We start from the raw sequence: 23474 nt of genomic DNA, 5'->3' as shown, positions 1-23474 counted from the left end.
CCCACCGGCCTCACGATCGCGGCCATGGGTCTTCGGGTCACGCTGGTCGCGGCGGCGCGCAGCTCCTCCCTGCTCGCCGAACGCTTCGACGACGACCGGCCGCTCGACGAGGCCGGATGGTACGAGGTACAGCACGCCGCGCCCGCCCTCCTCCCGCTCGGCGCGGCCGAACTCCGCTACTGCTCCCCGACGCAGCGCAGCCGCGCCACCGGCACCGCCCTCGGCTACGCCCCGCTCGCCCAGCCCGCCCTCCGCGACTGCGACATGGGCCGCTGGCGCGGCCTCACCCTCGCCGAGGTCGCCGCCCTCGAACCGGCCGCCGTCGACGCCTGGCTCGCCGACGCCCGCTCCGCCCCGCACGGCGGCGAACCCCTCCTCGCCTTCATCTCCCGCATCGGCGGCTGGCTCGACACCCGCCCGGACGGCGACCCCGCCGGCGGCGACGTCACCGTCGTCGCCGTCGCCGAGCCCTCCGTCGTCCGCGCCGCCCTCGTCTACGCCCTCCGGGCCGCCCCCGCCACCTACTGGAGCGTCGACGTCCGCCCCCTCTCCACCGTCACCCTCATCGGCCGCCCCGGCGCCTGGCACCTCCACCTGGACGCCCCGGCGCTGCGCTGACCGGCGGGGACGGCCGGGCCCCGGCGCGGAGCGGCTAGCCTGGGGGCACGATGAACCGTTTGACCACGCCATGGGGCGACGTCACGCTCACCCGCCACCCCGAGGACCCGCGCGATCCGCTGCGCGCCTGGGACGCGGCCGACGAGTACCTGCTGAACCACCTGGCCGAGACCGGCACCGGCCTCTCCGGCACCGTCGCCGTCCTCGGCGACCGCTGGGGAGCCCTCGTCACCGCGCTCCACGCCGCCGGGGCCGGGGAACTCGTCCAGATCTCCGACTCGTACCTGGGCCGCGAGGCCACCCGCGCCAACCTCGCCCGCGCCGGGGCCGCCCCCGACGCCGTCCGGCTCCTCACCACCCAGGACCCGCCGCCCGAGCGGATCGACGTCCTCCTCGTCCGCGTCCCCAAGAGCCTCGCGCTCCTGGAGGACCAGCTGCACCGGCTCGCCCCCGCCGTCCACGCGGACACGGTGATCGTCGGCACCGGCATGGTCAAGGAGATCCACACCTCCACCCTGACCCTCTTCGAGCGGATCCTCGGCCCCACCCGCACCTCGCTCGCGGTGAAGAAGGCCCGGCTCATCCACACCACCCCCGACCCGGCCGCCGCGCCCGGGCCGAACCCCTGGCCGTACCGGTACGCCCTCCCGGCCGACACCCCCGCGCCCGGCCTCGCCGGCCGCACGGTCGCCAACCAGGCGGGCGTCTTCTGCGCCGACCGCCTCGACATCGGCACCCGCTTCCTCCTCGGCCACCTGCCGCGCGGCCTCGGCCACGCGCGCGTGGCGGACCTCGGCTGCGGCAACGGCGTCGTCGGCCTCGCGGTGGCCCTCGCCGAGCCCGACGCCGAACTGCTCTTCACCGACGAGTCGTACCAGGCCGTCGCCTCCGCCGAGGAGAACTTCCGCACCCACGCGGGCGAGGACCGCACGGCGGAGTTCACCGTCGGCGACGGCCTCGCGGACGTCCCCGCCGGCTCGCTCGACCTCGTCCTCAACAACCCGCCCTTCCACAGCCACCAGGCCACCACCGACCGCACCGCCCGCCGGATGTTCTCCGACGCCCGGCGCGCGCTCCGGCCCGGCGGTGAACTGTGGGTCGTCGGCAACCGCCACCTCGGCTACCACGTCACCCTCCGCCGCATCTTCGGCACCAGCGAACTGGTCGCGAGCGACCCGAAGTTCGTGGTCCTGCGCGCGGTCAAGCGCTGAACCGCCGAGGGGCCGCCGGGACCGACGGCCCCTCACGTGTCCGGGAAGACCAGGTCCAGGGTGCGGAGACGGTCCGCGTCCGTCGTGATGTCCAGACTGACGATCCGGTCGCGGCGGAAGCCGACCGCCACCGCCGCGACGGGACCCCCTCCGGCGGCGAACGCCACCACCCCGACCGCGCCGTCGACCAGCGCGGGCCGGACCGCGCCACCCGGCCGCGCCGACAGCGCCGCCGAGGCCGCCAGGGCCACCGCCGCGGCCCCGTGCACCGGCCCCCGCTCCGCGTACGCGACGGCCTCCGGGTCGAGCAGTCCGGCCAGCGCGACGGCGTCACGCGCGCGTGCGGCGGCCAGGAAGGCCTCCACGAGCGCCCGCCGCCCCGGAACGCCCCCCTCCCGCGCCGCGCCGCCGCCCCGCAGCCGCTCCCGGGCCCGCCGCGCCCGCCGGGCGGCGTCGTCGGCGGACCCGCCCATGACCCGGGCCGTCTCCCCGGGCGCCAGCCCGAAGACGTCGTGGAGCAGGTACGCGAGCCGCTGACGGGGGCCGAGCCGGTCCAGCACGGCGAGGAAGCCCATCAGCACGGTCTCGTCCAGCCCGTCCGGTACCGGTTCCGGGCCCGGCCGGTCGTTCCCCGCCGCCCCGCGCACCTGCCCGCCGGCGTCGAGGCAGGCGCGGGCGACCAGGGCCGTCAGACAGAGCCGCGCCACCGCCGGAGCGTCCGTCCCGAGGCCGGCCCGGACCCGGCCGAGGACGGCCTCCGCGCCGGCCTCCGCCCCCGCGCCGAGCAGCCGCAGGGCCACGCCCCGCAGCCGCTCCTCGTCGGCGTCGAACCACGCGCCCAGCGCGGTCACCACAGCGTCGTCGTGCATGGGGCCACTCACTTCCCGTCAGGTTCCGTCACCTGGATGACGGGGCGGCCGCGCCCGTTGTGACGCGGGGCCGGGACGGGCGTTGTCGGTGCCGGGTGTCACGATCGAGGCAGCGACACACGGGACGCGGGGGAGGGGCCGGGATGACGGAGCGGGAGCGGGCGGTCGGGGAGATCGTCGCGGTGTTCGCCGAAGCCGCGCCGGTGGGATGGCGGCGGGCCGCGTTCCACTGGCAGGAGAGCGACGGCGGGATCTCGATGGGGGGCGGGTACGAGACGGCGGACGGCGGACAGCAGCGGCTGCCGCTGCGGACCGTGCACCGCCGCCTCGTCGAACCCGCCCGGGTCCTGCGGGAGTCGTGCGGGACGTCCGGCAGCACCGCCGAGCTGGAGTGCGCCGCCGACGGGACGTACCGCCTGGTCGTCGCCCCCACCGCGGGCACGCGGCCCGGTCTGGGCGGCGGCGGGATCATCCTCGACCCGGCCGCCCGGCTGCCCGAGCCGGGGCTCGCGGAGGAGACCGGCACGGCGGCCCCGGCCGGCGACCCCGAAGAGGCGGTCGCGCTCTTCCGCGCGATCCTGGCGCGGCGCGCCGCACTCCTCGGCGGCCCCGAGCGACTGCCCGCGCCCGCGCGCGAGAGCGCGATCGAGACGGCCGAGCGGCGACTCGGCGCCCGGCTCCCCGCCGACCTCCGCGCCCTGTACGCCCTCGCCGACGGCGACCTGGTCGACGGCAGGCACCGCGACGTCCTGGGCGAGGCGGGCTGGCTGAGCCTCGACGGGATGGTCGCCGCGCACGCGCACCAGGCGGTGCCGGACTGGATGGGCTGGAGCCTCGGCTGGGACGCGGTGATCCTCGACGCCGAACCGCCCCGGCGGGTGCGGCGCTGCACCGGCGATCCCACCCGGATCCCGTTCCTCACCAACGAGGACGGCAACTACCGGGCGGTGGACCTGGCCCCGGCCCGGCACGGCCACCCCGGACAGGTCATCGTCGTCGGCCGCGACCACGCCCACGGCGCCACGTACCTCACGGAGTCGGTCACGGCGCTGCTGAGGTGGGCGCTCGGCGAGCTGGAGCGGGGCGCGTACGAGGTCGCCGACGGGAACGTCTGGCTCGACCGCGCCCTCAGCTCCGCCCAGCGGCTCCGGCCGCGCCCCGGCACGGTGGCGGAGCCGCCCGGCCCGGAGGTCCAGGAGGTCGAGGCGCGCGGCGCGGACGGCCCCGTCGACCTCGGCGCCCTCGCGGGCGCCCCGGCCCTGCGCCGGGTGACCCTGTACGGCGGGGCGTCGGCCCGGGACCTGACCCCGCTCCGTACGGCCCCGGTCGAGTCGCTGACCACCGCCCTGACCGGCACCGCGGGCGGCCTGGCCCCGCTCGCCGGCCATCCCCGCCTTCGCGCCCTGCGCCTGACGGGTGCCGCTGCACCGGTCGACCTGGCTCCGCTCCGCACGGTCCCCGGCCTCTGCGGCCTGGCCCTGAGCGGGGTGCCGCTCGCCGACCCGTCGGTCCTCGCGGAGCTGCCCGGCCTGCTGTACCTGGTACTGGACCGGCGCCAGTGGGCGGCGCTCCTCGACGCGGGCGGGGCGCCGACGGGCCTGGCCGCGGCGGGCCTCGGCGAGCCGGACGCCGGGCTCGACGAGACGCTCGACCTGGCCGCCCGCCTGGGGCACCCCCTGGACGCCTTCCGGGCCGAAGGAACCCTCCCCGCCCCGCCCGTACCCGCCTCCGCGAGGAACCGACAGACGGCCGCGACCCCGAGGAGCCCCGGCGCCCCCGGGCCGACCCCGTAGGCCGGCGACGCGGCCCGCCGGTCGGCCGGCAGGGGGCCCGGGCAGGGCTCAGCCGCGCAGCAGCAGCTCGCGGGCGAGCGTCCGCCGTGCGTCGCCGAGTTCGGCGTCGACGCGTGCGGCCCGCTCGGCGTCCAGCACGATCCGGGGCGCGAAGGCGCCCGCGGCGAGGAGCCGGTGTCGCAGGTGCGTGGGCGGATGGGTGCTGTCGACGCTGTGCCCGCGGAGCTCGGCGACGCGGCGCAGCCGCTCGTACTCGGAGGCGGGGACCGCGCCGGCCTGGGCGGCGAGTCGCTGCCACAGGCCCTCGGCGGCGTCCTCGGAGCGGGCGCCGGTCCGCCGGGTGCGGGTGGCGACGGCCTCCCGGCGGAGCATGCCCGCCACGGCGTCGGCGCTGAGCAGCCGGTCCATCAGCGCGGCGGCGGCCCGCGAGCCGCCGGTCCGGGCGGCGGCCTCGTCGGCCAGGTACTCGGCGCGCTGCGCGCCCCGCAGCGTCAGGTGGTCCAGCAGGCCCGCCACCCCGTCGACGGCCATCCGGGGCAGCGCGGTCGCGAGGTTCGTCAGGTCGTCGAGCAGTGACTCGGACGGCTGCGGGGCCAGCGTGTACGACCAGGTGTCGAGGGACTGGAAGGCGGTGGAGACGACGAGGGCGTGACGGGTGTCGCCGTGCGCGTAGTGGCCGAACTCGTGGCCGAGGAGGACGACCCGTTCCTGTGGGGAGAGCGTCTCCCACAGTCCGAGGCCCACGGTCAGGACCCGCTGCCGGCGGATGCCGTAGGTGCGCACGGAGGCGTTCACGTCGGCGTCGACCACCACCGCCTCGACCCCCGTGGTGCCGACCGCGGCGGCGACGTCGTCGAGAAGGCCGAAGAGTTCCGGCGCGTCGGCGCGGCGCAGCACGGGCAGGTGCGCGGCGGTCTTCCGGAGGCTGCCGAGGCGGGGCCGGAGCACCAGCGCGACGAGGAGCGGGAGCGCGCCGAGGACCGGGACGAGGCCCTGGCCCGCGGCGATCATCGCGATGCCGCCGCCGAGGAGGGCGAGGGTGAGGCCGTGGACGGCCAGGGCGAGGCAGGTGGCGAGCCACCCGGACCGGCCGCGTCCGGCCCGGGACGCCTTCTCGCCGGACTCGTCGGACGGGCCGGGCTCGCCGGGCCCGCCGCTCGCGATGAGGTCGGCGAAGAGCTGTTCCCCGTAACGGTGGGCGAGCCGCCGCCTCACCCGGTCGATCCGCCCGGCTGGCGGTGCCTCCTCGCTGGCGCCGGGATCGGTGTTCCAGCCGCAGCCGGCGCACCAGGCGACGTAGGCGCCGCCGCCGGTCAGGGCGGTTCCGCAGTCAGGGCAGCCGGTGTCGGCCGCCCGTCTTTCGTCGACCGTCTCGGTCATGGTGGTCCCCCCACCGGGGGAGGCCGCGACGGCGACCGTCCCCCTCGTTCTCGTGCCGTGTCCGTGCCTGACGTGTTCCTGTCGTACACGCAGGTGAGGGGGACTTTAGGCCATCGGGACCGGTCGTTCTCGGCGAGGCCGCGAGGCCGCGAGGCCGCGAAGGGCCGTCAGACCTCCGTCGCGCGCTCCAGCGCCGCCAGCTCCCGGTCGGCGCGTTCGGTCACGAGGGCGAGGACGCGGCCGGCGGCCGCCAGGTCCTCGGGCGGGATGCCGCCCCAGACGCGGGCCGAGAGGGGGGCCGCCTCGGCGGCGACGGTGGCGAGCAGCTCGCGGCCGGCGTCCGTGGGCAGGAGGTGGGGACCCTCGGCGACGAGCAGGGCCTTGGTCAGCAGGGCGTCGAGGGCGGCGTGGGCGTCGGCCGGGTCGCCCTTGACGCTCGCGCGGACCCGGGCGACGAGCTCGTCCGGGGTCGACGGGGCGTCGGCGGTGACCGCCGCGCGCAGCGATATCTGCTGGAGGAACGTGACGCCGTGCCGGCCAAGGACGTGCTCCAGGACGCCCCGGGCCGCGTAGTGGGCCAGGCCGAGCATGCGGGAGTCGGCGGCGGGCGCGGTGGTGTTCGTGGTCATGGTGTTGCCCCCTGAGTGGTCTCGTCGGTGGTCGTACCGGTCTGTTCTCGTACGGAAGGTGCGGAGGGTGCCGAGGGTGCCGGCGGTGCGGAGGGTGCCGAGGGAGTGGCGGAGGGAACGAGGGGCACGTCGAGCAGGGCCGCCAGCTCCGCGGTGAACGCGTGGGTCCGCGCCCCGTCGAGGCCGCCCAGCGGCTCCAGGAGCTGCTGGAGCAGGTCCTGCACCACGGCGACGGCCCGCCGGGTGACGGTCCGCCCCTCCTCGGTGAGGGAGAGCTGCACGGCGCGCGGGTCCCGGGGGTCCCGTACCCGCTCGATCAGCCCGGCCGACTCCAGGGAGCGGGCGAGCTTGGAGACGTACAGCGCCTCCATCCCGGTGTGGTCGGCGAGCCGCCGCTGGCTGGGCCGCTCTCCGTTGCGCTGCATGCCGTGCAGCGACGCGACCAGCGAGTACTGCGCGTGCGTGAGGCCCAGCGGGGCCACGGCGCGGTCGACCGCGACCCGCCACTTGTTGGCGAGCCGCCACACCAGAAAGCCGGGCGTCGGGCCCGGGGTTCCCTTGCTCATGACGGATACAGTACATGGCTACTATGTACATGGCTACTAAATAGGGGAGCGTCGCGGATGCGCCCCGCCCGGGCCCCCGGCACCCTGGGGAGTGAACCCTTCGCGCGACCTCATGCGGCTCGTTGCATAAAACTACGGCGACACGTATAGTCATGCCATCCATGAGGAGGGTTTCGATGACGGTACGAGCAGCAGTCGCAGGCGCGAGCGGATACGCGGGCGGGGAACTCCTGCGCCTGCTCCTCGCGCACCCCCACGTCGAGATCGGCACCCTGACCGGCCACTCCAACGCCGGCCAGAAGCTCGGCGGCCTCCAGCCCCACCTGCTGCCGCTCGCCGACCGGGTTCTCGCGCCCACCACCGCCGAGGAGCTGGCCGGCCACGACGTCGTCTTCCTCGCCCTGCCGCACGGCCAGTCCGCCGCCGTCGCCGAGCAGCTCGGCCCGGACGTCCTCGTCGTCGACATGGGCGCCGACTTCCGGCTGAAGGACCCGGCCGACTGGGAGGCGTACTACGGCTCCCCGCACGCCGGCACCTGGCCCTACGGCCTCCCCGAACTGCCGGGTGCCCGCGCCGCGCTGGAGGGGTCCAAGCGCATCGCGGTGCCCGGCTGCTACCCCACCGCCGTCTCGCTCGCCCTCTTCCCGGCGTACGCGGACGGGCTCGCCGCCCCCGAGGCCGTGATCGTCGCCGCCTCGGGCACCTCCGGCGCGGGCAAGGCCCTCAAGCCGCACCTCCTCGGCAGCGAGGTGATGGGCAACATGACCCCGTACGGCGTCGGCGGCGGCCACCGGCACACCCCGGAGATGATCCAGAACCTGTCCGGCCCGGCCGGCGAGCGGGTCTCGGTCTCCTTCACCCCGACCCTGGCCCCGATGCCCCGCGGAATCCTCGCCACCTGCACCGCCGCCGCGAAGCCCGGCACGACCGCCGAGGCCGTCCGCGCCGCCTACGAGAAGGCGTACGCGGACGAGCCCTTCGTCCACCTCCTCCCCGAGGGGCAGTGGCCCGCGACGGCGTCCGTCCACGGTTCCAACGCCGTCCACCTCCAGGTCGCGTACGACGCCGACGCGCACCGGATCATCGCGATCAGCGCCATCGACAACCTCACCAAGGGCACCGCCGGCGGCGCGGTGCAGAGCATGAACATCGCCCTCGGCCTTCCCGAGGACACCGGACTCTCCACGATTGGAGTCGCTCCATGAGCGTCACCGCAGCGCAGGGATTCACGGCGGCGGGCATCGCCGCCGGGATCAAGCAGAACGGCAACCCGGACCTGGCCCTCGTGGTCAACACCGGGCCGCGCCGCGCCGCCGCGGGAGTCTTCACGTCCAACCGCGTCAAGGCCGCCCCGGTCGTCTGGTCCCAGCAGGTCCTCGCCGACGGCGAACTGACCGCGGTCGTCCTCAACTCGGGCGGCGCCAACGCCTGCACCGGCCCCAAGGGCTTCCAGGACACCCACGCCACCGCCGAGAAGGTCGCCGAGGTCCTCAGCGGCCAGGGCACCGAGGTCGGCGCCGGCGAGGTCGCCGTCGCCTCCACCGGCCTGATCGGCGTCCTCCTGCCGATGGACAAGCTCCTCCCGGGCGTCGAGAAGGCCGCCGCCGAACTCTCCGCGCACGGGGGTGAGAAGGCCGCCATCGCCATCAAGACCACCGACACCGTCCACAAGACCGCCGTGGTCACGAAGGACGGCTGGACGGTCGGAGGCATGGCGAAGGGCGCGGGCATGCTCGCCCCCGGCCTCGCCACCATGCTCGTCGTCCTCACCACCGACGCCGACGTGGACGCCGAGGGCCTCGACACCGCGCTGCGGACCGCCACCCGGCTCACCTTCGACCGGGTCGACTCCGACGGCTGCATGTCCACCAACGACACCGTCCTCCTGCTCGCCTCCGGCGCCTCCGGCACCGCCCCCGCCCAGGACGACTTCGCCGAGGCCGTCCGGGAGGTCTGCGCCGACCTCGCCCGCCAGCTCATCGGCGACGCCGAGGGCGCCAGCAAGGACATCCGCATCGAGGTGATCAACGCGGCGACCGAGGACGACGCCGTCGAGGTGGGCCGCTCCATCGCCCGCAACAACCTCCTCAAGTGCGCCATCCACGGCGAGGACCCCAACTGGGGCCGCGTGCTCTCCGCCATCGGCACCACGGGCGCCGCCTTCGAGCCCGACGAGCTGAACGTCGCCATCAACGGCGTGTGGGTCTGCAAGAACGGCTCCGTCGGCGAGGACCGCGACCTCGTCGACATGCGCTACCGGGAGGTCGTCATCACCGCCGACCTCGCCGCCGGCTCCGAGTCCGCCGTGATCTGGGCCAACGACCTGACCGCCGACTACGTCCACGAGAACAGCGCCTACTCGTCATGACCAACGCCACGCGGAAGCACACCGCCCTCCCGAAGGCCCAGACGTTGATCGAGGCCCTGCCCTGGCTCACCCGCCACCACGGCAAGACCGTCGTCATCAAGTTCGGCGGCAACGCCATGATCGACGACGAGCTGAAGGCGGCCTTCGCCCAGGACGTCGTCTTCCTGCGCCACGCCGGACTCAAGCCGGTCGTCGTGCACGGCGGCGGCCCGCAGATCAGCGCCGCCCTCGACCGGCACGGCATCGTCAGCGAGTTCAAGGCGGGCCTGCGGGTCACCACCGAGGACGCCATGGACGTCGTACGGATGGTGCTCGCCGGCCAGGTCCAGCGCGAGCTCGTCGGGCTGCTCAACCAGCACGGCCCGCTCGCCGTCGGCCTCACCGGCGAGGACGCCCACACCATCACCGCCACCAGGCACCTGCCGGAGATCGACGGCGAACGGATCGACATCGGCCGCGTCGGCGAGATCACCGCCATCGACACCGGCGCCATCCAGGCGCTCCTGGAGGACGGCCGCATCCCGGTCGTCTCCTCCATCGCCCGCTCCCAGGACGACGGACATGTCTACAACGTCAATGCTGATACGGCGGCTGCGGCACTCGCTGCGGCGCTGGGCGCCGAGACCCTGATGGTCCTGACCGACGTCGAGGGCCTCTACGAGGACTGGCCGAACAGCGACGAGGTCATCAGCCGGCTCACCGCGAGCCAGCTGGAGAAGCTGCTGCCCGAGCTCTCCAGCGGCATGGTCCCCAAGATGGAGGGCTGCCTGCACGCCGTCCGCAACGGCGTCACCACCGCCCGCGTCATCGACGGGCGCGTCCAGCACTCCATCCTGCTGGAGATCTTCACCGACGAGGGCATCGGCACGATGGTCGTGCCGGACGCAGAGGGGGACGCATGAGCAACGACCGGCTGACCGAGCGGTGGCAGGGCTCGCTCATGGACAACTACGGCACCCCGCGCCTGCCCCTGGTCCGCGGCGAGGGCGCCAAGGTGTGGGACGCCGACGGCACCGAGTACCTGGACTTCGTCGGCGGCATCGCGGTGAACGCCCTCGGCCACGCCCACCCGGCGGTCGTCGAGGCGGTCACCCGCCAGATCCAGAGCCTCGGCCACGTCTCCAACCTCTTCGTCGCAGAACCGCCCGTCGCCCTCGCCGAGCGGCTCCTCGGCCTCTTCGGCCGGCCGGGCCGGGTCTTCTTCTGCAACTCGGGCGCCGAGGCCAACGAGGCCGCGTTCAAGATCGGCCGGCTCACCGGCCGGACCCACATGGTCGCCACCGAGGGCGGCTTCCACGGCCGCACCATGGGCTCCCTCGCCCTCACCGGCCAGCCCGGCAAGCAGGCCCCGTTCCTGCCGCTCCCCGGCGACGTCACCCACGTCCCGTACGGCGACGCGGAGGCGCTGAGGGCCGCCGTCACCGAGGAGACGGCCCTCGTCGTGATCGAGCCCATCCAGGGCGAGAACGGCGTCGTCGTCCCGCCGCCCGGCTACCTCAAGGCCGCCCGCGAGATCACCCGGGCCACCGGCACCCTCCTCGTCCTCGACGAGGTGCAGACCGGCATCGGCCGCTGCGGCCACTGGTTCGAGCACCAGGCCCACGAGGGCGTCGAGCCCGACGTCGTCACCCTGGCCAAGGGGCTCGGCGGCGGCCTGCCGCTCGGCGCCACCGTCGCCTTCGGCGCGGCCGCCGAGCTGTTCGCCCCCGGCCACCACGGCACCACCTTCGGCGGCAACCCGGTCGCCTGCGCCGCCGGCCTCGCCGTCCTCGACACCCTCGGCGCCGACGCGGCCCTCGACCACGTCAAGTCCGTCGGCGAGCGGCTGCGCTCCGGAATCGAGGGCCTCGGGCACCCGCTCGTCTCCCATGTCCGTGGCGCGGGCCTCCTGCTGGGTATCGTGCTCACCGAGCCCCTCGCGCCCCAGGTGCAGCAGGCGGCTCAGGACGCCGGCCTCCTGGTGAACGCGCCCGCCCCCGACGTCGTACGGATCATGCCTCCGCTGGTCCTCACCGACGCCGAGGCGGACACCTTCCTCCGGGCCCTGCCGGCCGTCCTCGACAAGGCGCACCAGGCGTACGAGGCGAACGGGCAAGGACGAACCGGGGAATGAGGCGACGATGACCGACGCGCAGGGGAACGAGCACGGAGGGCCGTCGGTACCGCAGACCCGCACCGCACGCCACCGCAGGATCGTCGACATCCTCAACCGGCAGCCGGTGCGGTCGCAGAGCCAGCTCGCCAAGCTCCTCGCGGACGACGGGCTGAGCGTCACCCAGGCGACGCTCTCCCGCGACCTCGACGAGCTCGGCGCGGTGAAGATCCGCAACACCGGCGGCGAGCTGATCTACGCGGTCCCCAGCGAGGGCGGCTTCCGCACCCCGCAGGCCCCCCTCGGCGAGTCCGCCAAGGAGGAGCGGATGCGCCGGCTCTCCGGTGAACTCCTCATCTCCGCCGAGGCGTCCGCCAACCTGGTGGTGCTCAGGACCCCGCCGGGCGCCGCCCAGTTCCTCGCGTCCGCCATCGACCAGGCCGAGCTCCACGCGATCCTCGGCACCATCGCGGGCGACGACACCCTGCTGCTCATCTCCCGCGACCCGACGGGCGGCCAGGCCCTCGCCGACCACCTGCTGCGCCTGGCGCAGAAGGGGAACTGAGCACCGTTCAGTAGCGCGTGACCGCCGTCGGCCCCCGCCGGGTGCCGACGGCGATGTGCGGCCGCCGCGCCGGATCGGCCCAGGCGAGGATCGCCCGCATCGCGTCCGCCGGCACGGAGACGCATCCGGCCGTGGCCCCGCGCCCGTTCACGTGCAGGAAGATCCCGGCGCCCCGCCTCCGCACCGGGCGGGCGTAGTTGAAGCCGATGACGAGCGCGTGCGCGTACTGCGTGCCGTACGCGACGATGTGCTCGGCCTCCGCGGCGCGGCAGTCCGCCGGCAGCTTCTCGACCCAGCGGTTGTACGCGCGCGAGTCGTTGTCCTGGCACCACCACGAGTCCGCGGTCGCGCGTACGTAGCGGAAGCGGGTACCGGCCGGAGCGGCGCGGATCCCGAAGGCGTACGGCAGGTCGAACAGCCCCGTCGGCGTGGTGTGCGTCCCCTGCCGCCGGGTGGCGCCCTCCGCCAGCCCCTTCGCCCCGAACCGGGCCGGCGCCGACCCCGCCCGCACCCACCGCCTGCCGCGCCGGTCCCACCAGGTGACGGTCCCGGTGGTGGCGGAGGCGTCCGCGGCCACGGCGGTGATCAGCTGGGAGCCGCCGCCGGTGTCCGCCATCCGCGCGGGCAGCGGGACCGCCGGGGGAGTCGGCGCGGAGGCGAGGGAGAGCAGCACGGCGCCGAGCGCGAGAAGGGTACGCATGGCGGCGACGCTAGGCGGCCCGCCGGCCGCCGGCCACGCTAGTGACCCGACCGGGGGAGCGGCGGCAGCGGCAGCGGCAGCGCGGGCAGCCCGTCGATGCTGGTGGCGATGTGCTCCTTGCCCTCGCAGTAGGTGTTGAACTCCTCGTCCGTCTTCCGGTTGAAGAAGTCGGCGTGCAGCGACCGCTCCTCCCGGTACTCCATCACCGGGACCGCGAAGCCGCACGAGTCGCTGATCCGCCGCGCGTGCACCACGACGATCGCCCGCGCGCTGCCCTGGTCCTTCACCGCCTCCTCGGGAAACCGCCCGAAGAGCTCCGGCCACCGCGGATCGTCCCGCAGCACCACCTCGCCCTCCCCGTGCACCCGGACCACGGTCGGCGGACCGGAGAAGGCCGTCCACATGAGGGTGATCCGTCCGTTGCCCGGCTCCCGCAGATGAGCCAGCGTCTCGGCGGTGCTTCCGCCGAAGTCCACGTAGGCGAGGGTCAGTTCGTCGAGGACGACGAGCGTCCCCTTCCGCCCCTTGGGAGAGAGGTTGACGTGCCCGTCGCCGGACAGCGGCGCGGTGGCCGTGAAATAGAGGGGCTGTTCCTCGATGAAGGCCCGCAGCCGCCCGTCGATACGCTCATACGTTTTTCCCATGGCGTCATTCTCCGCCCGCCCCGCACCGTGATGACGTCCCGTCTCACGGCTCAGACCCGCCACGGCCACAGCGCCCGCCGAGCCTCCCGCACGACGGCGGGCTCGGGGTCGCCGAGCAGTGCCTCCATCCGCGCCGGCTCCACGGCGTCCAGCAGCCGCAGCCCGGCCACCGCCGATGCCCGCACCCGCCCCTCCCGATGCCGCGTCAGCTCCCGCAGCAGCGCCGCGTCCACCGCCCGACTGCCGCACTCCCCGAGGCCGAGCGGCGCCCGCGCCGGCACCTCCGCGCCCGCGCAGGCGGCCCGGTACAGGGTCACCGGGTCGCCCCCGCCCTGCCGCACCACCCACCGGGCGCACGCGCGCGTGCGCCCCGACCGGTCGTAGAGGTACGGCTCCGCCTCCGCGTGCCGCCCGGCCCCGCGCAGCGCGGTCACCCCGGCCGCCCGCACCCGCCCGAAGCGGGACCCCAGGAGGACGGGCACGGTCGCGTCCGGCGCCCCGGCGGCCACGGCCGCCGAGGCGGCCCGCTCCTGCACCACCGGGTCGTGGTCGTCCGCGGCCACGAGGGCGAGCCCGAGGCCGTCGTACAGCCCCCGGTCGAGCGCGACGGCGAGCGCGGCCCGCCGGGTGACGCCGTCACGGCAGCCGAACAGCAGGGCCTTCACCCGCGCCCCGTCCCCGCCGCGCAGCAGCCCGTCGAGGAGTTCGGCCGCCGCGCCACCGCGCAGGCGCCGGGCGAGCCGCAGGATCACCGGCGCGGTGACGGCGAGGGTCTCGTGCGAGGCGGTGGGCAGTGCCTCCCGCAGCAGCGCCAGGGCACGCGCGCGTACGGGCTGCACCCAGTCCGCAGCGCGGACCACGACCAGGGGAAGCACCTCCGGCCGGCCCGCCGCGTAGGCCAGGGCGGCATGCCGGATCCGCCCGTCGGGGTCGCACAGCGCGAGCGCGAGCTGCGCCTCGGTGGGCGTCTCCCGCACCCGGTCGGCGGCCCGTTCCCACAGGCCCCGCCACCCGGGCCCGTGGGCCCCGGTGAGCCACCCGTGCGCGGGCGCGAGGGCGCCGTACCGCACCGTCAGCCGTACGTCCTCGTCCAGATGGGCCCAGCCCTTCGGCCGCGTCACGTCCAGCACCCGGTACAGGGGAAGCCCCCGCCCCAGGCGCCGTACCGCCGCCTTCCGTGATTCCCCGTGTGCCATGCGGGGAGGCTAGACGCCGGTCGCCTGCCGTCGCCCGTGGTTTTCCGGGTCCTGCGATCCGCGCCTCCTCCGCGCGCCCGGCGCCGGCCGCCGGGGGCCGTGTCCTCGCCGGGCGGAAGCCGTTCTCCCCGGCGAGGGTGGTGCGTGGGGCCCGGCGGCCGTTCGCCCGTCATGCGGCGGATCCGCCCCCCCGCCTTTGACGAATCATGCGGAGTTCTGCATACTCATGCATCACGGGTTTCGAAGGATCGAGGCGAGGAGCAACCAGAAGTGAGCAGCAACAACGGTGACGTCCGGCTCTGGGGCGGGCGCTTCGCCGACGGTCCGGCCGAGGCCCTCGCGAAGCTCTCCGCCTCGGTCCACTTCGACTGGCGTCTCGCGCCGTACGACATCGCCGGATCCCGCGCGCACGCGCGCGTGCTCCGCAAGGCGGGGCTGCTCACCGAGGACGAGCTGACCAGGATGCTGGCCGGGCTCGACCAGCTGGAGGCGGACGTCGCCGACGGCTCCTTCGTCGGCACCATCGCCGACGAGGACGTCCACACCGCCCTGGAGCGGGGTCTCCTGGAGCGGCTCGGTGCCGAGCTCGGCGGCAAGCTGCGGGCCGGGCGGTCCCGGAACGACCAGGTCGCCACCCTCTTCCGGATGTACCTCCGGGACCACGCCCGGATCATCGGCGGGCTCGTCGCCGACCTCCAGGACGCGCTGGTCGGCCTCGCCGAGGCGCACCCGGACGTCGCCATGCCCGGCCGGACCCACCTCCAGCACGCCCAGCCGGTGCTCTTCGCCCACCACGTCCTGGCCCACGTCCAGTCCCTCTCCCGGGACGCCGAGCGGCTGCGCCAGTGGGACACCCGGACCGCGGTCTCCCCGTACGGCTCCGGCGCCCTCGCCGGCTCTTCCCTCGGGCTCGACCCGGAGGCGGTCGCCAAGGACCTCGGCTTCGAGCGCGGCTCGGCCGGGAACTCGATCGACGGCACGGCCTCCCGCGACTTCGTCGCCGAGTTCGCGTTCATCACCGCGATGATCGGCGTCAACCTCTCCCGGATCGCGGAGGAGATCATCATCTGGAACACGAAGGAGTTCTCCTTCGTGACCCTCCACGACGCCTTCTCCACCGGCTCGTCGATCATGCCGCAGAAGAAGAACCCGGACATCGCCGAGCTGGCCCGGGGCAAGTCCGGTCGGCTCATCGGCAACCTGTCCGGCCTGATGGCCACCCTCAAGGCCCTGCCGCTCGCCTACAACCGCGACCTCCAGGAGGACAAGGAGCCGGTCTTCGACTCCTGCGACCAGCTGGAGGTCCTGCTCCCCGCCTTCACCGGCATGATGGCCACACTCACCGTCAACCGCGACCGCATGGAGGAACTGGCCCCGGCCGGCTTCTCCCTCGCCACCGACATCGCCGAGTGGCTGGTCAAGCAGGGCGTGCCGTTCCGGGTCGCCCACGAGGTGGCCGGCGAGTGCGTCAAGGTCGCCGAGTCCGAGGGCAAGGAGCTGGACGAGCTGACGGACGAGCAGTTCGCCAAGATCTCCGAGCACCTCACCCCCGAGGTCCGCACCGTCCTCGACGTCCCCGGCGCCCTCGCCTCCCGCGACGGCCGGGGCGGCACCGCCCCCTCCGCCGTCGCCACCCAGCTGATCGAGGTCAAGGCCGACCTGGTCGTCCAGCACGCCTGGGCCACCGCCAAGCAGAAGTAACCCGGGGGACGCCCTCAGCGGGTCACAGCGCCGCCGCCCAGTCCGCGAGCGCGTCGAAATCCGGCCGGAGCAGTCCGAGCCGGGGATCGACGTGCAGCAGCAGGGCGGCGGTGTCGTGTCCCCGCTCCACATACGCGTGGTCGTACGGCGTGATGTCGTCGTCCACCCACGCGAACGGCCGCCCCCGCGCGTACTCCAGGACGTACCGGGTCTTCCAGAACGTCCCGTCCGGGGCGGCCCCGTGCATCTGCGGCCAGTCGATGAACGGCAGCTCGGGCAGCCCCAGGTGCGGGCCTATCCACTCGTTGGCCTCGCCCTTCCACGTCGTCGCCCACACCAGCTCGTACGCCTCCGCCAGGGCGAGCAGCTCCGGCCCGTGGCCGGGGTTCAGCCACACCCGCAGCGGCTTGGTCTCGAACCAGCCCCCCGGCCGCATCCGGTGCGTCCGGTATCCCTCCGGCCGGCGCTCGCGCCGCGCCGCGTAGGGATTGAGCGGTCCGTCCACGTCGATCAGCAGCAGCGGCTTCGTCATGCGCCCAGCATTCCGTCCCGCCTCGCGTGAGGCGTAGAAATTTCATATGAGACAAAGATGTCTCACTCGGTGTATGGTCGTCTCATGTCAGTCGACCGCACCCAGGTGCTCCGCACCGCCGCCGCCCTGCTCTCCCGCAAGGCGACCGCCACCATGGACGAGGTCGCCCGGGCCGCCGGCATCGGGCGGGCCACGCTCCACCGGCACTTCGCCGGGCGGGACGCGCTCGTGCGGGCGCTGGAGCAGATGTGCATCGAGGAGGCCGAGGCCGCGCTCGACGCGGCCCGGATCGAGGAGGGGCCCGCCGACGACGCCGTCCGGCGGCTCGTCGCCGCCTCCCAGCCCGCCGCCCCGCTGCTCTCCTTCCTCGTCACCGAGAACCAGCTGTTCGAGGGGGACGGGCAGAACGAGGGCTGGGCCCGGCTCGACGCCCGGCTCGCCGCCCTCTTCCGGCGCGGCCAGGAGGAGGGCGCCTTCCGGATCGACCTGAGCCCCGCCTGGCTCTGCGAGGCCTTCTACGGGCTGATCAGCTCGGGCGCCTGGGCCGTCGCCGACGGGCGCGTCGCCGCCAACGACTTTTCGTACATGATCGCCGAGCTGCTGCTCGGCGGAGCGCGCAGGAGCGTGGAGAAGTGATCACCGAAACCGTCCGCTACGACAAGGGCAACGAGGAAAGCCATACCGAGGGCGTCCGCCGCCCCGGCCGGTGGCTCGCCCTCGCCGCACTCGTCCTGGCCGTGCTGCTGGTGGCCGTGGACGCCACCGTGCTCGGCCTGGCGACCCCGTTCCTCTCCGAGGACCTGAAGCCGACCGGCACCCAGCTGCTCTGGATCGGCGACGTCTACTCCTTCGTCATCGCCGGCCTGCTCGTCTCCATGGGCAGCCTCGGCGACCGCATCGGCCGCAAGAAGCTGCTCCTCGTCGGCGCCGCCGCCTTCGGCGCCGTCTCCGTCCTGAACGCCTACGCGTCCAGCCCCGAGATGATGATCGCCGCCCGCGCGCTGCTCGGCGTCGCCGGCGCGACCCTGATGCCGTCCACGCTGGCCCTCATCCGGAACCTCTTCCACGACCCGCGCGAGCGCAGTCTCGCCATCGGCATCTGGGGCGCCATGGCCGCGGCCGGCGCCGCCGTCGGCCCGGTCGTCGGAGGCTTCCTCCTGGAGCACTTCTGGTGGGGCTCGGTCTTCCTCATCAACCTGCCCGTCATGGCCGTCCTGGTCCTCATCGGCATCCGGCTGATCCCCGAGTCGAAGAACCCGAACCCGGGCCCGTGGGACCTCCCCAGCGTCGCCGCCTCCCTCGTCGGCATGATCGGCGTCGTCTACGCGGTCAAGGAACTGGCCTCGCACGGCCTCACCCTCGACGTGGCCGTCGCCGCGCTCGCCGGCGCCGGCGGCCTCACCTGGTTCGTCCGCCGCCAGCTCACCCTGCCGGCCCCGCTCCTGGACATGCGCCTGTTCCGCAACCGCGGCTTCTCCGGCGCCGTCCTCGCCGACCTGCTGACCATCCTCGGCCTCGCCGGCCTGGTGTTCTTCCTGTCCCAGTTCTTCCAGCTCGTCCAGGGCCGCTCGCCGCTGGAGGCCGGCCTCGCCGAACTGCCCGCCGCCATCGGCTCGGTGACCGCCGGTCTGCTGGCCGGCCGGGTCGCCCGCCGCTACTCGGTCCGCTCGGTCGTCGCCGGCGGCCTCGCCGCCATCGGCCTCGCCCTCGCGGTCCTGACCCTCATCGGCCGGTCCACCGGCTACCCGTTCCTCGGCGCGACCCTGCTCGTCGTCGGCGTCGGTGCGGGCCTCGCCTTCACCGTCACCGCCGACGTGATCCTCTCCAGCGTCCCCAAGGACCAGGCCGGGTCCGCGTCCGCCGTCTCCGAGACGGCGTACGAGCTCGGCGCCGCCCTCGGCATCGCCGTCCTCGGCTCCATCGTGACCGGCGTCTACCGCGGCTTCACCACCCCGGCCGGCGTCCCCTCCGACGTCGCCGCGGCCGCCCACGACTCGCTCGGCGGCGCCGTCGAGGCCTCCGCGGCCCTCGACCCGGCCCCCGCCGGCGCCCTGGTGGCGGCCGCCCAGGACGCCTTCGTCGACGGCCTGCGGATCGCCGCCGGCGTCGGCGCCGCCGTCCTCCTCGCCACCGCCGCGGCCGCCTGGTTCCTCCTCAGGGACCAGAAGCTCGCGGACGGCGTCGAACACTGACGCACCCGCCCCGCGCACGAGGGCGCCCCCGGACGGATCCGGGGGCGCCCTCACGCGCACGAACGGGCCGGCCGACTAGGCGGCTTCCTTCGCCTTCGTGGCGTACATGTCCACGTACTCCTGGCCCGACAGCCGCATGACCTCCGCCATCACCGAGTCCGTCACCGCCCGCAGCACGTACCGGTCGCGGTCCATGCCCTCGTACCGGGAGAACTCCAGCGGCTCGCCGAAGCGGACCGTCACCTGCGCCGGGCGCGGGAAGCCCGCGCCGCTCGGCTGCACCTTGTCCGTGCCGATCACCGCGAACGGCACCACCGGCGCGCCGGTCATCAGCGTCAGCCGCGCCACGCCCGTACGGCCCCGGTAGAGCCGGCCGTCGGGGGAGCGGGTGCCCTCCGGGTAGATCGAGAAGATCTTGCCCTCCTCGATGACCCGGCGGCCGGTCATCAGCGCCGCCACACCACCGCGGCCGCCGTCCCGGTCCACCGGGATCATGCCGACGCTGGTGAAGAACCAGGCCATCAGCCGGCCCTTGATCCCCTTGCCCGTCACGTACTCGTCCTTGCCGATGAAGAAGACCTGGCGGTCCAGGCAGATCGGCATGATCATCGAGTCGATGAAGGTGAGGTGGTTGCCCGCGAGGATCACCGGACCGGTCCCGGGAACGTTCTCGGCGCCCTCGACACGGGGGCGGAACATCAGACGCAGGATCGGACCGAGGGTGGCCTTGACGATCGCGTGACGGGACAACGGTTCCTCCGGTGTCGGGCGGGCGGCTCCGGGAGCCGACGGTGCAGCACGGGACGATACTCGCGGGTCGCCGCCCCGCGCACATCGGGTTCACCGAACGGATACACGGTGTTGACGCGTGTTTGCGCCATGTTCCGCCCAGGTCCGCCGCCCGTAGGGGATCACTGCCTACCGTCGGCTCCACCGATCGACAGGTGCGGGACATCACACAGGAGGACCTCCATGACCCAGGGCGCACCCAGGACCCCGGCCCGGCGGACGCTGCTCGGCGCGGCCGGCGCCGCCGCGTTCGGCGTCACCGCCGGACTCGCCGCCGGCCCGGGCACCGCGCAGGCCGCCGAGACCGGCCGCCCGCACGGCCAGGGCCACGGGCGCGGCTACCGCTCGCTCCCCGTCCCGACCGTCATCGCCCACCGCGGCGCCAGCGGCTACCGCCCCGAGCACACCCTCGGCTCGTACGCGCACGCCCTGGACCTCGGCGCCCACGTCATCGAGCAGGACCTCGTCCCCACCAAGGACGGACACCTGGTCTGCCGCCACGAGAACGACATCACCGGCACCACCGACGTCGCCGACCACCCCGAGTTCGCCTCCCGCCGGACCACCAAGTCGGTCGACGGCGTCTCGTACACCGGCTGGTTCACCGAGGACTTCACCCTCGCCGAGCTGAAGACCCTCCGCGCCAAGGAGCGGATCCCCGGCACCCGCCAGGAGAACACCCTCTACGACGGCCGCTGGACCGTCCCCACCTTCGAGGAGGTGCTGCGCTGGGCCGACGAGGAGGGCCGCCGGCGGGGCCGCGAGATCTGGCTCCACGTCGAGACCAAGCACCCCTCGTACTTCCGCTCGATCGGCCTCGGCCTGGAGGAGCGCCTCGCCAGGCTGCTCCGCCGGTACGGCCGCCACCGCGCGCACTCCGCCGTCTTCCTCCAGTCCTTCGAGCCCAGCAGCATCCAGCGCCTGTCGAAGCTGGTCGACTCCCCGCTGGTGGTCCTGCTCTCCGGCGCGGCCACCCGCCCCTGGGACTTCGTCGAGGCCGGCGACCCGCGGACCGTCGCCGACCTCGTCGCCCCGGCCGGACTCCGCTGGATCGCCTCGTACGCCCAGGGCATCGGCCCCACCCTCGACCTGGTCATCCCCAAGGACGCCACGGGCCGGCTCGGCACCCCCACCACCCTGGTGCGGGACGCCCACGCGGAGGGCCTGATCCTCCACCCGTACACCCACCGCAACGAGAACGCCTTCCTGCCGGCCGACTTCCGCCGCGGCACGGACCCGGCCGCGTACGGCGACGCCTTCGGCGCCCTGCGGCGGTACCTGGAGACCGGCATCGACGGCGTCTTCTCCGACAACCCCGACACGGCCCTGCTGGCCGCCGCGGACCTCGACGCCCGCTGACCCGCCCGGACCACCCGGCCAGCGCCGTACGCCGACCGGGTGGTTCCCCGCCCGGGGCGCAACCGCGCCGCCGCGCCACCGCATCGTGCCGTTCATGACCTCCCCGGAAACCCTCCTCGCCACCCTCACCCCGCTGCTCGCCGCCGAGTCGCGCGCGGAGGCCGCGGCCGCCGGGATCGAGCCCGGCGACCTCGAACAGGCCGTCTGGCTGCGGCTCCTGGAGCGGCTCAGCGCCGACGGCGCCCCCGAGCGCCCCGCCGACTGGCTCCGCCGCGCCGTCCGCGCCGAGGCCCGCCGGGCCCGCCGCACCAGCGGACGCGAACGCCCGTACCACGACGGGGAGACCCGCCCCGAGGCGTACGGCCCCGGTCCCGAGGGCTCCGCCCTCACCGCCGAACGCCGCCGGACCCTGCGCGCCGCCGTCACCCGGACGCCCGGCCGCTGCCCCCGCCTGCTGAACGCGATGCTCGACCCCACGGACCCCACCTACCGCGAAATCGCAGGAACGTTGGGTATCTCACAAGGCAGTCTGGGGCCGATGCGTTCCCGTTGCCTGGGATGCCTGCGCAGAATGCTCGCGGCAGAGGTTCCCGCATCCGGCCGACGGGGAAGGGTGCGTGGTACCGATCGGTGACCAGATGAGCGGGAGGCATGCACACATGGGCCTGAGTGTGACCATCTCGGCGGCGGACGCGCGCGACGCGGAGCAGATCCTGAAGCTGCAGTACCTCTGCTACCAGAGCGAGGCCGAGCTGTACGGGGACTGGTCCATGGAGCCGCTGACCCAGTCGCTCGACGCCGTCCGCGCCGAGCTGGCGGACGGGTACGGTCTGGTGGCCCGGCTCGGCGACGAGGTGATCGCCTCCGTCCGCGCCCGGACCGACGAGGACGGCACGGTCCACATCGCCAAGCTCATCGTCCACCCGCGCATGCGCCGCCACGGCATCGGCGGCCGGCTGCTCGACGCCATCGAGCGCCACTTCGCCGGGGCGGACGCCGCCCCCAAGCGCTTCCAGCTCTTCACCGGCCACCGCAGCGAGGGCAACCTCCGCCTCTACCGCGCCAAGGGCTACGCCCAGGTCGGCGTCCGCGAGGTCGGCCCCCGGCTCACCCTCGTCACCCTGGAGAAGGCCGCCTGACGCCGGTCAGGCGGTGCGCGACCGGCGCAGCCACCAGATGCCGCTGAGCGGCAGCAGCACCGGGATGAAGACGTAGCCGTAGCCGAACTCGGACCACACCGTGGAGTCCGGGAAGGCCGACGGCTCGACGAGCGTCCACGTCCCGACGACCAGCACGCCCGCGAGCTCGGCGGCGCAGCACACCAGCGCCGCCCTGCGGGCCGTCTCGCCGCCCCGGACGAGGGTGTACGTGATGAACACGTAGACGACCGCCGCGACCGCCGAGAGCGTGTACGCCAGCGGCGCCTCGTCGAACTTGGCGCTGATCTCGTAGACCGAGCGCGAGGCCGCGCCCACCGACATCACGCCGTACAGCCAGACCAGCAGCATGCCGGGGCCGGTGACGAGCCGGGTCCGTGCCTGGGTCTCCGCCATGGTCAGCCCACCGTCCAGATGTCGAAGAGACGCACCTCGAGCACGGCGAGCACGACCGCGCCCGCCGCCACCGTCGCCGAACCCCAGCGGGTCCGCTCGGCCAGCGACATGAAGCCGGCGATCGGCACGGCGCACAGCGCGCCGAGCAGATAGGCGACGAAGATCGTCGTGCCCTCCTCGGCCTTCTCGCCGCGGACCAGCTGCACGATGCCGACGATCAGCTGGACCAGGACCAGGAAGGTCACCACGGCCATGCCGATGAAGTGCCAGTCCTTGGTGGGCTGGTCCCGGTAGGCGGCGAAGCCGCACCAGGCGGCGAGGGCGAGCGCGGCCACCGAGACCGCGATCGTGAGGGCGTCAAGCATGCGCCCGAGGGTATTACGGCCCGAATGCCCCGATGCCCCCACCCCACCCCACCCCGGCCGCCGCGGCACGGCGGCCCCCCGCCGCCCCGGCCACCGCGGCCCCCCGCCGCCCCGGCCCCGGCCCACCGCCGCCCCGGCCACCGCGGCCCCCCGCCGCACCGGCCCCGGCCCACCGCCGCCCCGGCCACCGCGGCCCCCCGCCGCACCGGCCCCCGGCCCACCGCCGCCCCCAAGCCCCCCGAGTCGCCCCCGAGCACCGTGGCCTTGGCCACATCCCCGGCCCCCTGCCCCCCACCCCCGCGCCCCCGAGGGCCCTCTCCCTCGCAGGCGGCGCAGGGGGCGGGGCGATCGC

The 23474-nt window shown here is 74.7% G+C and carries 25 protein-coding genes; 14 read left to right on the top strand and 11 right to left on the bottom strand.

Annotated features, from left to right (window positions below):
* The first annotated feature begins 24 nt into the window (after positions 1 to 24).
* Complete coding sequence (locus ABFY03_RS07975; RefSeq protein ID WP_319008668.1) at positions 25 to 618, top strand: histidine phosphatase family protein; 594 nt, start codon at positions 25 to 27, stop codon at positions 616 to 618.
* A gap of 59 nt (positions 619 to 677) precedes the next feature.
* Positions 678 to 1829, top strand: coding sequence for a methyltransferase (locus ABFY03_RS07970; RefSeq protein ID WP_386723724.1), 1152 nt, complete (start codon positions 678 to 680; stop codon positions 1827 to 1829).
* A 32-nt stretch (positions 1830 to 1861) separates the two neighbouring features.
* On the opposite strand, the gene ABFY03_RS07965 is transcribed toward ABFY03_RS07970, so the two are convergent.
* Complete coding sequence (locus tag ABFY03_RS07965; protein ID WP_319008666.1) at positions 1862 to 2698, bottom strand: sigma factor-like helix-turn-helix DNA-binding protein; 837 nt, start codon at positions 2696 to 2698, stop codon at positions 1862 to 1864.
* 143 nt (positions 2699 to 2841) lie between these two features.
* On the opposite strand from ABFY03_RS07965, the gene ABFY03_RS07960 reads away from it, so the two are divergent.
* Entirely contained in the window at positions 2842 to 4491 is a 1650-nt protein-coding gene (locus tag ABFY03_RS07960) for an SMI1/KNR4 family protein (RefSeq protein WP_346169567.1), read from the top strand.
* Positions 4492 to 4539: 48 nt separating this feature from the next.
* Here ABFY03_RS07960 and ABFY03_RS07955 read toward each other — a convergent pair whose 3' ends face one another.
* From ABFY03_RS07955 to ABFY03_RS07945, 3 genes are all read right to left on the bottom strand, one after another.
* Complete coding sequence (locus ABFY03_RS07955; RefSeq protein ID WP_346169566.1) at positions 4540 to 5871, bottom strand: M48 family metalloprotease; 1332 nt, start codon at positions 5869 to 5871, stop codon at positions 4540 to 4542.
* Positions 5872 to 6038: 167 nt separating this feature from the next.
* Positions 6039 to 6500 carry a MarR family transcriptional regulator gene (locus tag ABFY03_RS07950; protein WP_346169565.1) on the bottom strand — a complete coding sequence of 154 codons (462 nt, stop codon included), beginning with the start codon at positions 6498 to 6500 and terminating at the stop codon, positions 6039 to 6041.
* Positions 6497 to 7066: a MarR family winged helix-turn-helix transcriptional regulator gene (locus ABFY03_RS07945; RefSeq protein WP_346169564.1), complete on the bottom strand. Its 570-nt coding sequence runs from the start codon at positions 7064 to 7066 to the stop codon at positions 6497 to 6499. Before ABFY03_RS07945 ends, ABFY03_RS07950 begins: the two co-directional genes overlap by 4 nt.
* A 176-nt stretch (positions 7067 to 7242) precedes the next feature.
* Here ABFY03_RS07945 and argC point away from each other — a divergent pair, with 176 nt between their 5' ends.
* The 5 genes from argC to ABFY03_RS07920 are packed head-to-tail and all read left to right on the top strand — an operon-like array spanning position 7243 to position 12091.
* Positions 7243 to 8271, top strand: a complete 1029-nt coding sequence (argC, locus tag ABFY03_RS07940) for an N-acetyl-gamma-glutamyl-phosphate reductase (protein ID WP_346169563.1) — start codon at positions 7243 to 7245, stop codon at positions 8269 to 8271.
* Positions 8268 to 9434 carry a bifunctional glutamate N-acetyltransferase/amino-acid acetyltransferase ArgJ gene (gene argJ / locus ABFY03_RS07935; protein WP_346169562.1) on the top strand — a complete coding sequence of 389 codons (1167 nt, stop codon included), beginning with the start codon at positions 8268 to 8270 and terminating at the stop codon, positions 9432 to 9434. Before argC ends, argJ begins: the two co-directional genes overlap by 4 nt.
* Positions 9431 to 10336, top strand: a complete 906-nt coding sequence (argB, locus tag ABFY03_RS07930) for an acetylglutamate kinase (RefSeq protein ID WP_319008659.1) — start codon at positions 9431 to 9433, stop codon at positions 10334 to 10336. Before argJ ends, argB begins: the two co-directional genes overlap by 4 nt.
* A complete protein-coding gene (locus ABFY03_RS07925; protein ID WP_319008658.1) occupies positions 10333 to 11547 on the top strand; it encodes an acetylornithine transaminase in 1215 nt (404 codons plus the stop codon). The genes argB and ABFY03_RS07925 overlap by 4 nt, the downstream gene beginning before the upstream one ends.
* Positions 11548 to 11554: 7 nt before the next feature.
* On the top strand, positions 11555 to 12091 hold the full coding sequence (locus tag ABFY03_RS07920) for an arginine repressor (RefSeq protein WP_030756161.1): 537 nt from the start codon (positions 11555 to 11557) through the stop codon (positions 12089 to 12091).
* A 7-nt stretch (positions 12092 to 12098) separates the two neighbouring features.
* Here ABFY03_RS07920 and ABFY03_RS07915 read toward each other — a convergent pair whose 3' ends face one another.
* Genes ABFY03_RS07915 through ABFY03_RS07905 form a run of 3 tightly spaced genes read right to left on the bottom strand, consistent with a single transcriptional unit; the run spans position 12099 to position 14631 of the window.
* A complete protein-coding gene (locus tag ABFY03_RS07915; protein WP_346169561.1) occupies positions 12099 to 12791 on the bottom strand; it encodes a L,D-transpeptidase family protein in 693 nt (230 codons plus the stop codon).
* A gap of 38 nt (positions 12792 to 12829) precedes the next feature.
* Positions 12830 to 13435, bottom strand: coding sequence for a pyridoxamine 5'-phosphate oxidase family protein (locus ABFY03_RS07910; RefSeq protein WP_346169560.1), 606 nt, complete (start codon positions 13433 to 13435; stop codon positions 12830 to 12832).
* Positions 13436 to 13485: 50 nt separating this feature from the next.
* Positions 13486 to 14631, bottom strand: coding sequence for a hypothetical protein (locus ABFY03_RS07905; RefSeq protein WP_346169559.1), 1146 nt, complete (start codon positions 14629 to 14631; stop codon positions 13486 to 13488).
* Between the two features lie 270 nt (positions 14632 to 14901).
* Between ABFY03_RS07905 and argH the strand changes: the two genes are divergently transcribed.
* The gene (gene argH / locus ABFY03_RS07900; protein ID WP_319008654.1) at positions 14902 to 16332 is read left to right on the top strand and encodes an argininosuccinate lyase; all 1431 of its coding nucleotides are present in this window, start codon (positions 14902 to 14904) and stop codon (positions 16330 to 16332) included.
* A 22-nt stretch (positions 16333 to 16354) separates the two neighbouring features.
* Here the strand turns inward: argH and ABFY03_RS07895 are convergent, their stop codons facing one another.
* A complete protein-coding gene (locus tag ABFY03_RS07895; protein WP_319008653.1) occupies positions 16355 to 16864 on the bottom strand; it encodes an HAD domain-containing protein in 510 nt (169 codons plus the stop codon).
* Positions 16865 to 16948: 84 nt separating this feature from the next.
* Between ABFY03_RS07895 and ABFY03_RS07890 the strand changes: the two genes are divergently transcribed.
* Entirely contained in the window at positions 16949 to 17500 is a 552-nt protein-coding gene (locus ABFY03_RS07890; RefSeq protein ID WP_319008652.1) for a TetR/AcrR family transcriptional regulator, read from the top strand.
* Positions 17497 to 19056: an MFS transporter gene (locus tag ABFY03_RS07885; protein ID WP_386723723.1), complete on the top strand. Its 1560-nt coding sequence runs from the start codon at positions 17497 to 17499 to the stop codon at positions 19054 to 19056. Before ABFY03_RS07890 ends, ABFY03_RS07885 begins: the two co-directional genes overlap by 4 nt.
* Before the next feature lie 75 nt (positions 19057 to 19131).
* On the opposite strand, the gene ABFY03_RS07880 is transcribed toward ABFY03_RS07885, so the two are convergent.
* Positions 19132 to 19755 carry a lysophospholipid acyltransferase family protein gene (locus ABFY03_RS07880; protein ID WP_386723729.1) on the bottom strand — a complete coding sequence of 208 codons (624 nt, stop codon included), beginning with the start codon at positions 19753 to 19755 and terminating at the stop codon, positions 19132 to 19134.
* Positions 19756 to 20028: 273 nt separating this feature from the next.
* Between ABFY03_RS07880 and ABFY03_RS07875 the strand changes: the two genes are divergently transcribed.
* The 3 genes from ABFY03_RS07875 to ABFY03_RS07865 all read left to right on the top strand — a co-directional run bounded on the left by ABFY03_RS07875 (position 20029) and on the right by ABFY03_RS07865 (position 22343).
* On the top strand, positions 20029 to 21204 hold the full coding sequence (locus ABFY03_RS07875; protein WP_346169558.1) for a glycerophosphodiester phosphodiesterase: 1176 nt from the start codon (positions 20029 to 20031) through the stop codon (positions 21202 to 21204).
* 94 nt (positions 21205 to 21298) lie between these two features.
* On the top strand, positions 21299 to 21838 hold the full coding sequence (locus ABFY03_RS07870) for a sigma-70 RNA polymerase sigma factor region 4 domain-containing protein (protein ID WP_319008649.1): 540 nt from the start codon (positions 21299 to 21301) through the stop codon (positions 21836 to 21838).
* A 25-nt stretch (positions 21839 to 21863) separates the two neighbouring features.
* Positions 21864 to 22343 carry a GNAT family N-acetyltransferase gene (locus ABFY03_RS07865; RefSeq protein WP_346169557.1) on the top strand — a complete coding sequence of 160 codons (480 nt, stop codon included), beginning with the start codon at positions 21864 to 21866 and terminating at the stop codon, positions 22341 to 22343.
* A gap of 6 nt (positions 22344 to 22349) precedes the next feature.
* Here ABFY03_RS07865 and ABFY03_RS07860 read toward each other — a convergent pair whose 3' ends face one another.
* On the bottom strand, positions 22350 to 22757 hold the full coding sequence (locus ABFY03_RS07860; protein WP_319008647.1) for a hypothetical protein: 408 nt from the start codon (positions 22755 to 22757) through the stop codon (positions 22350 to 22352).
* Between the two features lie 2 nt (positions 22758 to 22759).
* Positions 22760 to 23122: a hypothetical protein gene (locus tag ABFY03_RS07855; RefSeq protein WP_030493535.1), complete on the bottom strand. Its 363-nt coding sequence runs from the start codon at positions 23120 to 23122 to the stop codon at positions 22760 to 22762.
* Between the last annotated feature and the right edge of the window lie 352 nt (positions 23123 to 23474).

It is taken from the genome of Streptomyces roseofulvus, assembly GCF_039534915.1.
Classification (GTDB): domain Bacteria; phylum Actinomycetota; class Actinomycetes; order Streptomycetales; family Streptomycetaceae; genus Streptomyces; species Streptomyces roseofulvus.
Note: the sequence above shows the minus strand (reverse complement) of the source record. Positions and strands in the feature narration are given on the sequence as shown.

What these genes read in the sequence shown, in the direction of transcription:
- ABFY03_RS07860 (WP_319008647.1), bottom strand. Translation starts at nt 22,757, where the DNA reads ATGGCGGAGACCCAGGCACGGACCCGGCTCGTCACCGGCCCCGGCATG.
- ABFY03_RS07895 (WP_319008653.1), bottom strand. Translation starts at nt 16,864, where the DNA reads ATGACGAAGCCGCTGCTGCTGATCGACGTGGACGGACCGCTCAATCCC.
- ABFY03_RS07910 (WP_346169560.1), bottom strand. Translation starts at nt 13,435, where the DNA reads ATGGGAAAAACGTATGAGCGTATCGACGGGCGGCTGCGGGCCTTCATC.
- ABFY03_RS07890 (WP_319008652.1), top strand. Translation starts at nt 16,949, where the DNA reads ATGTCAGTCGACCGCACCCAGGTGCTCCGCACCGCCGCCGCCCTGCTC.
- ABFY03_RS07865 (WP_346169557.1), top strand. Translation starts at nt 21,864, where the DNA reads ATGGGCCTGAGTGTGACCATCTCGGCGGCGGACGCGCGCGACGCGGAG.
- ABFY03_RS07855 (WP_030493535.1), bottom strand. Translation starts at nt 23,122, where the DNA reads ATGCTTGACGCCCTCACGATCGCGGTCTCGGTGGCCGCGCTCGCCCTC.
- ABFY03_RS07950 (WP_346169565.1), bottom strand. Translation starts at nt 6,500, where the DNA reads ATGACCACGAACACCACCGCGCCCGCCGCCGACTCCCGCATGCTCGGC.
- ABFY03_RS07955 (WP_346169566.1), bottom strand. Translation starts at nt 5,871, where the DNA reads ATGACCGAGACGGTCGACGAAAGACGGGCGGCCGACACCGGCTGCCCT.
- ABFY03_RS07965 (WP_319008666.1), bottom strand. Translation starts at nt 2,698, where the DNA reads ATGCACGACGACGCTGTGGTGACCGCGCTGGGCGCGTGGTTCGACGCC.
- ABFY03_RS07875 (WP_346169558.1), top strand. Translation starts at nt 20,029, where the DNA reads ATGACCCAGGGCGCACCCAGGACCCCGGCCCGGCGGACGCTGCTCGGC.
- ABFY03_RS07960 (WP_346169567.1), top strand. Translation starts at nt 2,842, where the DNA reads ATGACGGAGCGGGAGCGGGCGGTCGGGGAGATCGTCGCGGTGTTCGCC.
- argC (WP_346169563.1), top strand. Translation starts at nt 7,243, where the DNA reads ATGACGGTACGAGCAGCAGTCGCAGGCGCGAGCGGATACGCGGGCGGG.
- ABFY03_RS07905 (WP_346169559.1), bottom strand. Translation starts at nt 14,631, where the DNA reads ATGGCACACGGGGAATCACGGAAGGCGGCGGTACGGCGCCTGGGGCGG.
- ABFY03_RS07945 (WP_346169564.1), bottom strand. Translation starts at nt 7,066, where the DNA reads ATGAGCAAGGGAACCCCGGGCCCGACGCCCGGCTTTCTGGTGTGGCGG.
- ABFY03_RS07915 (WP_346169561.1), bottom strand. Translation starts at nt 12,791, where the DNA reads ATGCGTACCCTTCTCGCGCTCGGCGCCGTGCTGCTCTCCCTCGCCTCC.
- ABFY03_RS07920 (WP_030756161.1), top strand. Translation starts at nt 11,555, where the DNA reads ATGACCGACGCGCAGGGGAACGAGCACGGAGGGCCGTCGGTACCGCAG.
- argJ (WP_346169562.1), top strand. Translation starts at nt 8,268, where the DNA reads ATGAGCGTCACCGCAGCGCAGGGATTCACGGCGGCGGGCATCGCCGCC.
- ABFY03_RS07925 (WP_319008658.1), top strand. Translation starts at nt 10,333, where the DNA reads ATGAGCAACGACCGGCTGACCGAGCGGTGGCAGGGCTCGCTCATGGAC.
- argB (WP_319008659.1), top strand. Translation starts at nt 9,431, where the DNA reads ATGACCAACGCCACGCGGAAGCACACCGCCCTCCCGAAGGCCCAGACG.
- ABFY03_RS07870 (WP_319008649.1), top strand. Translation starts at nt 21,299, where the DNA reads ATGACCTCCCCGGAAACCCTCCTCGCCACCCTCACCCCGCTGCTCGCC.
- ABFY03_RS07880 (WP_386723729.1), bottom strand. Translation starts at nt 19,755, where the DNA reads ATGTTCCGCCCCCGTGTCGAGGGCGCCGAGAACGTTCCCGGGACCGGT.
- ABFY03_RS07975 (WP_319008668.1), top strand. Translation starts at nt 25, where the DNA reads ATGGGTCTTCGGGTCACGCTGGTCGCGGCGGCGCGCAGCTCCTCCCTG.